Genomic DNA, 9,795 nt, shown 5'->3' with positions numbered 1-9,795 from the left:
GAGCCGAACGTCCAGACGTGCGACCTACACAGTCCACCTCCGCGAACCCTCCGCCGACGCCTTGACAGCGCCGCAGCAGCCGTAACTTCGCGGCATTGCTTTGAAACGCCCCTGGTGGACCCGTTTGTAGGGCGGGAAGCGGCAGGCAGCGCGGCCCATTTGACGCCGTTGTCGACGAGGTAGCGGATCGCGTCGAGTATCCGGCGGTGGCAGCAGCCCTCCGGCCGCCCGCCCCGGCCGCTCATCCACGCCGGCGCCGGAAGCAGGTCCCGCACCGCCGCCCACTCGGCGTCGGTCATGTCGCTGTTGTAGCGTCGAACACGCTCGCCATGGTCGCCCGCGTTGCCGTACCGGTGCGCGAAGCAGTCACACCCTGGGGGAACGGAGTTGCCGCCGACCGCGGCGACGGTGCACGAAAGCGGCAACAGGGTCTCCTCGCAGCTTTTCGGTCTCGACAACCTCCAAGCTGCGCAGAGGCCCTGTCTTCATGGAGCGACAGCGCCGAGATCACCCGAATGGGGAACCCGCGAACATGCGCGCCAATCCCAAGACCCATGACGGGGTTGCGGATCGCTTCCAAACGACGGGCTGCAGGCTTCACTTGATGTTGCGGACTGGTCGGTCGCACGTCCCCGAAGGACGCTTGTCACCCTGTGTCCACGTCCCGAGGGTCACCTCAGACGGGCGCCCCGCCCCCGCCCCATCAGGCTCACATGCCGAGGTGGTGTCCGATGTGGGAGGGTGGCGGATGCTGTCGGGGGCTGGTGCGGTACCCGGCAAAGACGAAGATCCGGGGGTGTCCCGGCCAGCTGCGCGGTGGTCGCTGTGACCAAGGTGGCCGGGCAGGACGGCGGGGAATTGAGGCGAAAGTAGTCGTGCAGAACACGCCCCGGACCGGCCAGTGGTGCGGCGTGCGCCTCGCCACGCAGCGCGCGTGGCGAGGCACAGGACGAGATACCCAGACGCTCGGCCACGACGGAGCCGAGGACGGTGACCGGGAGGCGCTCGCGGGCCGGGTCGAGCCAGGCGCCCTCGGCCACCCGGCCGCCCAGCGTCGCTGGCAGGTCCGAGCTTGCTCCCTCGGGCGGCGACGTCGGCCGTCTACACACTCCCGGGTAACACCGGAGCAGTTGCGCGCCCGCCGCCAGCCGTCGCCAAGGCTCCGCCGCAGGTGCGGGGTCGGCAGAGCGTCCCCAGCGAACTGCTGACGCTGTTTCAGGCGTGTGGTACGCACCTGGCCGCGGCCCCGAGTGCGTGCTACTCAGCGCAGGTAGCGTTCGACCACCGGCGACAACTCCGTTGCGGGTCTCGCCGCGGGTGCACCGTTCGGCCGCCCGTACCGCGCGACGGTGCCGCCGTAGTCCAGGCGCACCGCCTGCGCCACGAGGTCCGCCAGCGGGTCGCGGCGCGGCGTCCGCCAGGGTCTCCAACGTGCCGTCACATCACTCAAACCTGCCAACTCGGCTCCCCCATCAGACCCTTGCACCTGGGACAAGGTGTTCTCACCGGCGCCGGACATGCGCTCCGGCGGACTGTTACACGATCGGCACATCGGCCGGCAAGTAGCTGCTTCCGGCCTCGGCGCCGATCAGGGGCCCGCGTTGTTCGCTCGGCTGCCGCGGCGCACCCGGGGGAGCCGGCCGGCGTGCACACCCACTTTGCCGACGGCGCCGGGACAGCAGGGATTCGGCCCTCAATCGAGCTCGTCCGTGAGGACGGGCAGGATCCTGCCGCCCGTGCGGAGGCCGTGGGTTCGCCGGGGGTGTCGTGTGCGCCGTCTCCGCACGACGGTGAGACATGGTGGACATGCTCGGGCATCGCGTGGCGTCGGGGAGGGGGCTGCTGCCGTCCTGTGGTCCGTTGCCCGGCTCCGCTGCCGTACGGGTCTCCGACGGGGTGCCGCCCACCGGGCCTTCCTCCGCTGCGGAAGGTGCAGGCTGCAGCGCCGAGTCGTGTCTGCGCAGTGCGTCGGCCGCAGCCAGCGCTTCTCCGGAGGGCGGACGTCGCGTCTGGCTCCGGCAGGGTGGGACGACGGTGCGCACCGGATCCGCAGGGCGCTCCAGGACGATGACGCCGTTGTGCTCGGCCACCGTCAGCCCGGCGCCTGGCGGGGCGAGCGTATAGAGGGCGATGACGGCTCCGCCGGCGGTGGCGATGGACAGGTAGGAATCGCCCAGACGCCGGCGGACCTTCACGACAGCGCCGAGCAGGTAGTCAGGCACGGCGTAGAAGTTCCCCCGGAAGGGCACCAGGCCCTGGTGATCGACGGTGCGATCGGCGCAGACCTGGACTGGGAAAGGCGTGGGGGGCAGTGCCCTCAGTGGTTCCGTGCCGGCCGGCGCTCCCTTTGCGGCGCTCGCGTCGACGGAGGTCCGACCGGGACCGTCCATCCGCGCTGCGAGTTGATCGAGGCTGTCCTGCGCGTCCTGAACCGTGGCCCCGTTGTTGACCGCGGTCCACCAGTGGCGGGCAGCCCTGCCGAGAGTCTCGTTCGCCAGGTGTCGGCGGTGGTCCTGGGGGCAGATCTCGACTCTCGCCCCGTAGTGCTCGGCGACACGTGCGAAGGCCGCTGTCACTCTGCCGGTCCCTGGGTGGCACATGGGCGGCGTCCGGTCGAAAAGCCAGCGCCCGGGGGTGCCCCCGAGTCGTCTCATCACGTGCTCCATGGCTTCGACGAGGTGTGGCAAGTCCTGGTCCTCCGCCAGTGCGCCGCGCCAGCGGCCAGAGTGTGTGAGCGAGCCCAGCAGCAGGTAGGCGCGGCCCTCGCGGCCCTCTCCCGCCGACGGTCCGGGGAGTTCCAGCCACTCGAACCGGACGGCTTCGGCAGTCGGCTGCGGGACGACCGGGCTGCTGTCATCCCTGGTGATGGGCTCCTGACACCATTCGCACGGAGGCCGGACCCGGTGCTTACGCAGGGAGCGGGTGAGGGTCGAGTAGCCGCCCGTATAGCCGAGGTCGGCGATCTCGCCGAGCAAAACGGCCGCTGGCAGGTGCGGATCCTCCGAGAGCCGCTGGCGACAGTACGGCAAGAACCGCAGGAAAGCTTCCGGCACAGAACTGCGGATACCCGGGGTCCGCTCCCCCCGGAGATATGACCTCACGGTTTTCCGATCACGGCCGAGGTGCCGGGAAATCCTTGCCGTGGACCATCCCCGGCGATACAGCTCGCACACATCCACATATTCTTCACAGCTGAGCAACAGACCCCCTGCCAGTCAACCCGACAATATGCACCCCAAGCCGATGAATATGCCTGAGGCAAGCGTGAAACTTAGCACGAAGACCGGATAGATCATATAGGACAAGCGTCTTCCGAACACTGCCGAGCTGGACATTTTCGGCGAGCACTAGCTATTCTAAATACGGAACGACCACCAGATCGGTCATTATTTCCGACCTTCGGACCACGAAAAAAGATCAATCACCGCCACTCCGAGTAATTCCAGAGAGCACCGCTGGGATCGAATGCAGATCGGCACTCGCACATCGCATAAATCAGCTCGCAGGCACCTCGTTGATGATGTGTGATCTCAACCGCGCCAGCCACGCACCTCGGAGACCCCGCGCAAAATCCCAGTTCGATCACTCTCCAAGGCCGCCCGCAGACCGGTGCGATGAATCCCGCCCTCCGAGGGGACGGCCGGCAGTGCCTGCCCGGTCTCCACCGCCTCGCTCCCCGGACCGGCGCCAGGCCACCAAGGACACCCGGCAGGGCGTGGTACGCAACGTCGGGATCCGGCTCAGCTCGTCCCGGTACGTCGCCTTCCTGGACGACGACAACGAGTGGGAGCCCGACCATCTGGGGCCCGCTGTCGGGGCGTTGAGAGCTCCCGGCGGCCCGGACGCCGCTGTCCGCCTCCTGTCCCATCTCAGTTGATCTTTGCTGGTGGGTAGCCCTGTGACTTGAGCCGATGCAATCGGTGCTGAGACGGGCCAAGCGGCCGTTCCTTCACGCTCCGTTACTCGGCATCTCGAAGCGTGAGGAACGGCCGCGTCACATGCTCCCGGATCCTGGAGATCTCAGCAGGTCGAGTGAACCGGCTTCGACAGTCTGCGGGCACACGACCAGGCTCAGACGTCAAACTAAAGACGTACTGGCTACGGCTCTATTCTCCGGAGACGGCTACCAGGGGGGTGGGGATCATCTGCCGGTCGGCCTGGAGCGGTCAGTAGCTCGTTTCCCTTCTTCCAGGGCACTCCGGTTGGCCCGCACCCGGCTTGGCACGTACGGCAGTTGCAGATCGTGATCTGGGTGGTGTCGGTGCTGGTCAGCGTGGTCGGTGATGCCTGCGGAGGTGTCAGCGGCCGCCGTGTCATGGCGAGGTGTGACTCAAGACCATGACACGGCGGCCGCGGCCACCATAGCGCCCGCTCAGCTCACGGTGAGCGTGAACAGGGTGCTCTCGTCCGACTCGTAGTGATGGTCCTCGCTGAACACCTCCAGGTGCCAATCGGCCTTGGTGCCGTGCGGCACGCTCGGATCCACGTGGATCGGGATCAGCGCGGTCGCAGTCCGCAGGGCCGGAAGCCCGGCCGGGAAGGCGCACTGCACCATGTTGTTGTTGAGCCAACTGACGCAGGAGGCGGGGAAGTAGGGCCCGTGCGCGGTGAAGCCGTACGGCAGCTCGACGATCACGGTGAACGGCGAGGCCGTCGTGTCCGGGCCACCGTTGGCGACGAAGGCGTGCAACGTGGTGTCGCTACCGGGCCCGGCGGGATCGGGATCCAGACGGACCACCTGGAGGTCAGAGTTGGACGGCGTCGCCGCGGCCGCCACCGTTGTGCCAGCCAGTACGGCCGCTAGGGCTGCCGTCGTCACGACGCTCCAACGGGCCCTTCGATTGACCATCCGCGGGGCGTACACCCTGGACGACCCCGGCCGCCCGCAGCACACCGTCCCTTACCGGCTGATCACCATCATCCTCGACCACGAGTCCGCACCCGCAACAGAGTTGGCGGCCCGCTACAACGAGCGATGGGAGATCGAGACCACGCTGGACGAGCTGAAGACCCACCAGCGCGGCCCCGCCCAGGTCCTTCGTTCCCGCTCGCCCGAAGGCGTGGAGCAGGAGGTCCGGGGCCACCAGCTCGTCCACCACGCGATCCGCCAGCTCATGCACACCGCCGCCGAGGACGCCGGTACGGACCCCGACCGGCTCTCCTTCACCCGCACCCTCCGCCTCGCTCGACGCCAAGTCGCCGCGCAGGCGGCCTTTTCCCCCTGACCACCTGGCCGCAGCCCTCGCCGACGGCTGCAGGAGATAGTCCGCCACCTCCTCCCCGCCCGCCGTAGGCGCTCCAACGCCCGCGTCGTCAAACGCAAGATGTCCAACTTCGGCGTCAAGCGGGCCGACCACAAACTCTGGCCACAGCCCACCCGAGACCCAGTTGAAGCAGTCACCATCGCGCCGCACCACAAGACCACCCCGATCAACCCACCCGTCACGGTCAGGCGAGCCTGGGACTACTAAGGCACTGGTATCGAGGCTAACCCGACATACCAGGTGTCTCAGTCGAGACTGTCAGAGAGGGGCCCGGTACAGCACGACGGCATCACGACGGAACTCGTCCGAGTACTTCGACGGACGTCCCACCTGGACTTCCCTTCCTGGATCTACAAGATCCAGGTGTCAGGGTGTCCACGTCACAGGGCAAAGCTCAGACTCCATGATCACCTGGACTCGTGCCCGTTCTGCTTGCCACCCTCGTCGCGACCACTCCCGCACCTATCTGCTGGTCGACAACCCGGAAGCCTCGCGCGTTGTGCCACCGTGACGCATCACCCAATCAGTGGCCGCTCTGAAAGAGCGAACGAAAACTCACTCCGACAGCTGCTCTGGCAGGGAGATGACTGGCGATCCAGAGTCATTCCCGCTTCCCATCGCATTGCCGTCTGAGGAGAAAAATACCTCGGAATCCCGACTGGAAAAGTCGTGAGAGCTTTCGGCGAGCTCGGAAAAGAACTCAGCCAGTCCTTCGCGAAACTGGGAAATCCTGATCCTGTCTGCGCGCTTCATGAGGTGACAGGCTCGCGCGCAGCGGTCGCGCTGGCAAGGAAACTGATTTTAGGATAGGCTTCAAAGTCGCATCTGTGCCGCTTCGGGATCCGGTTGGTGCTCCGCATAATTTAAGCCTTTCACAGAGGTATCGACTGACTGCAGGTGGCTAGCTGAAACGCTGGCGAGTTTCCAGTGAAAGATCAGAAACCTCTCCAGCTCAGATGGATGCCGCCCGGACTCCATGACGCCTTCTCATGATCACTCACCCAGCAGCCGCGCCGAAGAGGAGGCAGGCGCGGTGGTCGCTAGCCCTGGTCGCATGCAAGCTGCGGGAAGTATATCGGTGCACTTACCGACGACAGGATCAGCTGTGCCGGCCCTTGGCTAGCAGTGCATCATGCAGGGGGTGACTCAGCGGGGTTCGAGAAACGGTCCGATGTTCCCCGTGGCCGTCAAAGTGGCAGGAATGAGCGCCTCCGGCGCACCCCTATTACCCCAAATGGCGGCATCATCAGGCCGCCCCACCCCGGCGCACTGCAGCACCGAACAAACCCTAATCGAGTGAATGATAGTTGCTGACTTGACGCAAGCGGCCACGTTTTCAACATCAGCATGATGTAATCAGTATTCTCGAGGCATTTCGGCCTCACTTCGGGAGCCGGGGAAACGAACGCGGACGCCCATTCGGAGTACGTCGTGGCGCCTTGAAGCCAAAAGTGGATGTGTCCGGGCAATAAGGAGTCACCCGGCAACTGAACTTGATTGATCGCAGCGGTGGCTTTGTGGGGGTGACTGGTTGGAGGGTGTGCGGTGTCCGCTGGTCTGCCCAGCTCTTCCACGTCTGCTCCGGTCGGGCCCTGGCGGGCGGGGTGGTCGGGTCGGTGATCAGGCCGGCGGCGCGTGGGCGGCGTCGAACAGGTCGGTGAACGCGTGCTGCCAGGGCCAGCGGTCGGGCAGGTTGAGCGTCAGCCGACGGGCTGAACGGGCGATGCGGGCCGGGACGTTGACCAGGTGGGCGCGCAAGGCAGCGGTGGTGGCCCGGGTGTGGAAGGAACCGGCGAGGCAGCCACCGGCCCGCAGCAGGTTGAACGCGATCGCCCACAGGGTCAGCCAGGCGTTGTTGGCCTGGAAGCCGCCGGAGGGCAGGTGGGCGAGCGGTCCGGACTTGGCGTCCGCGATCACCTGCTCCACCACCGTGTGCTGCCGGTGCTGGAGTTCGGTCTGCAGCATGGTGAACGGGCTGTCGGTGAAGACGGCGTGGTAGCGCCAGGCGGTGGCCCGCTGGGCCTTCTTGCGGCCGGTGAACGCGGTGTACCGGGTCTCGGCGACCTCGGCATCGGAGACAAGCTCACCGGTGCCGGGGTCGACGAACGCCTCGGGGTAGCGGATCGGCGTCCAGGCGTGGTCGGGGATGCCGGCGGCGATGTTGTCGTGGCCTGAGTGCCGCAGGGCGCCGATGGCGAGGTTGCGCAGGGTGGCCATGGCCCGCGAACCCCACACCCTCAGCGCCTATCTGAACCAGCATCATGCCGGACAGATCCTCTGAACGACGTCGCCCTGGTGCGTCGGCAAGTGCACACGAGGATGCCGTCGATCGGGACGACGCCACCCTTTCGGACGATCTTCTTCAGGACGCGATCCAGGCGCGGGGTGCGGGCGGCGAGGAGGTCGACCGCCTCCAACACCCCCGCGGCACACGGTGGAAACGGGACACCGTCGCCGTCGGCCATGTCAGACAGGCTCAGGACCGCGATCTCGCCGGGCGGGAGCTCGCGCCAGCGCGAGCCGATCATCTTGCAGTAGCCCATACCAGGTCGGCGACCATGCGGGGCGTGCTGCCGCTCGACAGCGAGAGTACGGCCTGGTAAACAGCGGGGTGAGTACCCTCGGCGGGATCATGGTTGTTCGTCACAGACTGCCAACCCGCCGGGGGCCGTTGTGGTTGTGCGGGACTGACGGATGATCAAGTCGACGATCACAACCTCCGACCGCCCCGCTCACACCCCACCGGCCCCAGGCCAGGGCCTCCCACCTCCGAATTCTGGATGGCGCTCATTCACATGCAGCAGAGTCTGCTGAAACTCCCATCCAGCCCATCAGCCGGGTTATGGCCTGTGGTGGTCCGTGGGACTGATGAGGGTGACGTCAGCGGAGGTGTCGCCGCCCACGTTGTCGCCATCGCCGGCCCGGATCGTGTTAACGGCCACAGCGGGGGCATCGCGGTCGACCCTGACGGGGATGGTGAGAGGAGGGGCCGACGCCCCGGCCGCCACGGGGGCCATGGTGTCGCATACGAGCAGTTTCGCGCTCGGGGTGATGCAGGTCCAGCCGGTCGAGGTGGGGAAGGGGCTGGCCAGACTGAGGCCGGTGGGAAGCGTGTCGGCCACAGTGATGGTGCCGGGGGTGGGCACGGTCCCGACGTTCGTCACCGTGACGATGTACCGGCCGGTCTCGCCCTGCTCGAAGGTCTTCGGGGAGTGGGACTTCTGGACCACCAGCTGGGGATAAGAAAGCGCGGCCTGCGCCGGAGCGGCGAACGCCACCATCGGCACAGCGGCGACGGCCGCGACCGCGGCCAGGGCGGTGAGTCGTCGGCGGGTGGAGCAGTGCGTCTGCTTCATCAAGGTGTCTCTCCTGTCTCTACGGGGGTCGCTTCGCGTGACGGGGGCTACCTGACGACTGCCAGAGCCCGCGGCCACGGCACCCTCGGGCGCGCGACGGTGGCGGAACGATCTGCTTGTCCAATTCGCTCCGTTTTACCCATTATTAGCTCGGGTGCGACCCATCCTTCCGCGCCGCGCCTACGCGTGGAGGCATGAGCATCGACTCCTGGATCGACTTTGGGCGCATCATCTGACGGGACGTCACCGCCCCGCCGATGGAAGGCCTTGCTGGCACGGGCGTCGGCGATGCTGTCCCTCGCTACGCTCGCTGAGATTCCTCACCCTGCTTCGGCGTCGACCGGTACTCCAGCCGCACTTCGCGATCTCACTGGTGGCCACACGCTGGCCACCGACGGAATGCGAGCCGGCACGGCTACCGGGCGACCTCGGCATCCGTGAGGACGAGCAGGGCGCGCAGGAACTCGGCGGCATGATAGGCGTTCATGCGGACCTTGGTCAGAGGACGTCCTGCTTGGATGCGGGATAGTTCATAGATTGTGCAAAGTTATGGTGCTTTCGTCCGTTGTCCGTCTCGTGAGGTTCGAGATCATGGCGAGGCGGATCATGCTTTCCGAGTGTTTGGGGCTTGGTCTCGCAGTCGCGGGCGAGTCGGCGATGCATCATGATCCAGCCGAAGCTGCGCTCGACCACCCACCTTCGCGGAACGACCGCGAAGCCCTTGACCTGCGTGTTTCGCGGTACGACGTCGACGTCGATGCCGAGCCGTGCTCCATGTTCGATGGCCTGGGTCTTGTAGCCGGTGAAGTTCCACCCTGCGGTTGGACACCAGTCTTCTACGCTGCGAGGGTGTGATCTTGGTGGTGCCGCTGCCGGATCTCGAATGGGGTGAGGTAGCCCCAGTCGGGGTGCTTGCGTAGGCGCCGACGGCTGTAGAAGGTCTCGGGACCCTGTTGCTTGGGCAACAGGGTCCCTCGATGAACGCAAAGACCTCCGCGCGGGCGCTGGCGCGCTCCGGCCAGATGCGGGTGCCGATCTCCTCCTTCAGCACGGCGAAGAAGCTCTCGGTGGCGGCGTTATCGTGACAGGAGCCGACTCTCCCCATCGACTGCCTCATGTTCAACTTTCTTATCTCTGTTTGGAGTTCGACCGGTTGAGTCCACCCTCGCTGCCGC

General features: G+C 66.5%; 8 protein-coding genes and 2 pseudogenes. 2 read left to right on the top strand and 8 right to left on the bottom strand.

Annotated features, from left to right (window positions below; translation table 11 throughout):
- The 4 genes and pseudogenes from UK12_RS44630 to UK12_RS45225 all read right to left on the bottom strand — a co-directional run.
- A partial coding sequence (locus UK12_RS44630; RefSeq protein ID WP_269432055.1) for a transposase occupies window positions 1–299 on the bottom strand: 299 nt, incomplete at its 3' end.
- 962 nt (window positions 300–1,261) lie between these two features.
- On the bottom strand, window positions 1,262–1,441 hold the full coding sequence (locus tag UK12_RS40200; RefSeq protein WP_156179030.1) for a hypothetical protein: 180 nt from the start codon (window positions 1,439–1,441) through the stop codon (window positions 1,262–1,264).
- A gap of 94 nt (window positions 1,442–1,535) precedes the next feature.
- On the bottom strand, window positions 1,536–3,053 hold the full coding sequence (locus UK12_RS30600) for a Mu transposase domain-containing protein (protein ID WP_052682314.1): 1,518 nt from the start codon (window positions 3,051–3,053) through the stop codon (window positions 1,536–1,538).
- A gap of 36 nt (window positions 3,054–3,089) precedes the next feature.
- Window positions 3,090–3,173: pseudogene (locus tag UK12_RS45225) on the bottom strand (terminase gpP N-terminus-related DNA-binding protein); the annotation flags it as partial.
- Window positions 3,174–3,715: 542 nt separating this feature from the next.
- Here UK12_RS45225 and UK12_RS43735 point away from each other — a divergent pair.
- A complete protein-coding gene (locus tag UK12_RS43735; protein ID WP_231591453.1) occupies window positions 3,716–3,877 on the top strand; it encodes a glycosyltransferase in 162 nt (53 codons plus the stop codon).
- A gap of 495 nt (window positions 3,878–4,372) precedes the next feature.
- Here UK12_RS43735 and UK12_RS30595 read toward each other — a convergent pair whose 3' ends face one another.
- On the bottom strand, window positions 4,373–4,819 hold the full coding sequence (locus UK12_RS30595; protein ID WP_156179029.1) for a hypothetical protein: 447 nt from the start codon (window positions 4,817–4,819) through the stop codon (window positions 4,373–4,375).
- Between UK12_RS30595 and UK12_RS30590 the strand changes: the two genes are divergently transcribed.
- Window positions 4,782–5,225 (top strand): transposase, encoded by a 444-nt coding sequence (locus UK12_RS30590; RefSeq protein ID WP_442973902.1) that lies wholly within the window; start codon window positions 4,782–4,784, stop codon window positions 5,223–5,225. The genes UK12_RS30595 and UK12_RS30590 overlap by 38 nt on opposite strands.
- Window positions 5,226–6,884: 1,659 nt before the next feature.
- Here the strand turns inward: UK12_RS30590 and UK12_RS30585 are convergent.
- The 3 genes and pseudogenes from UK12_RS30585 to UK12_RS43730 all read right to left on the bottom strand — a co-directional run.
- The gene (locus UK12_RS30585; RefSeq protein ID WP_052682312.1) at window positions 6,885–7,481 is read right to left on the bottom strand and encodes a transposase; all 597 of its coding nucleotides are present in this window, start codon (window positions 7,479–7,481) and stop codon (window positions 6,885–6,887) included.
- Window positions 7,482–8,104: 623 nt separating this feature from the next.
- Window positions 8,105–8,620: a DUF7933 domain-containing protein gene (locus tag UK12_RS30575; protein ID WP_045306460.1), complete on the bottom strand. Its 516-nt coding sequence runs from the start codon at window positions 8,618–8,620 to the stop codon at window positions 8,105–8,107.
- A 530-nt stretch (window positions 8,621–9,150) separates the two neighbouring features.
- Window positions 9,151–9,433: pseudogene (locus tag UK12_RS43730) on the bottom strand (transposase); the annotation flags it as partial.
- Window positions 9,434–9,795: the final 362 nt, after the last annotated feature.

The organism is Saccharothrix sp. ST-888, assembly GCF_000955975.1.
GTDB lineage: Bacteria > Actinomycetota > Actinomycetes > Streptomycetales > Streptomycetaceae > Kitasatospora.
This window is presented reverse-complemented; position numbering and strand designations above follow the sequence as displayed.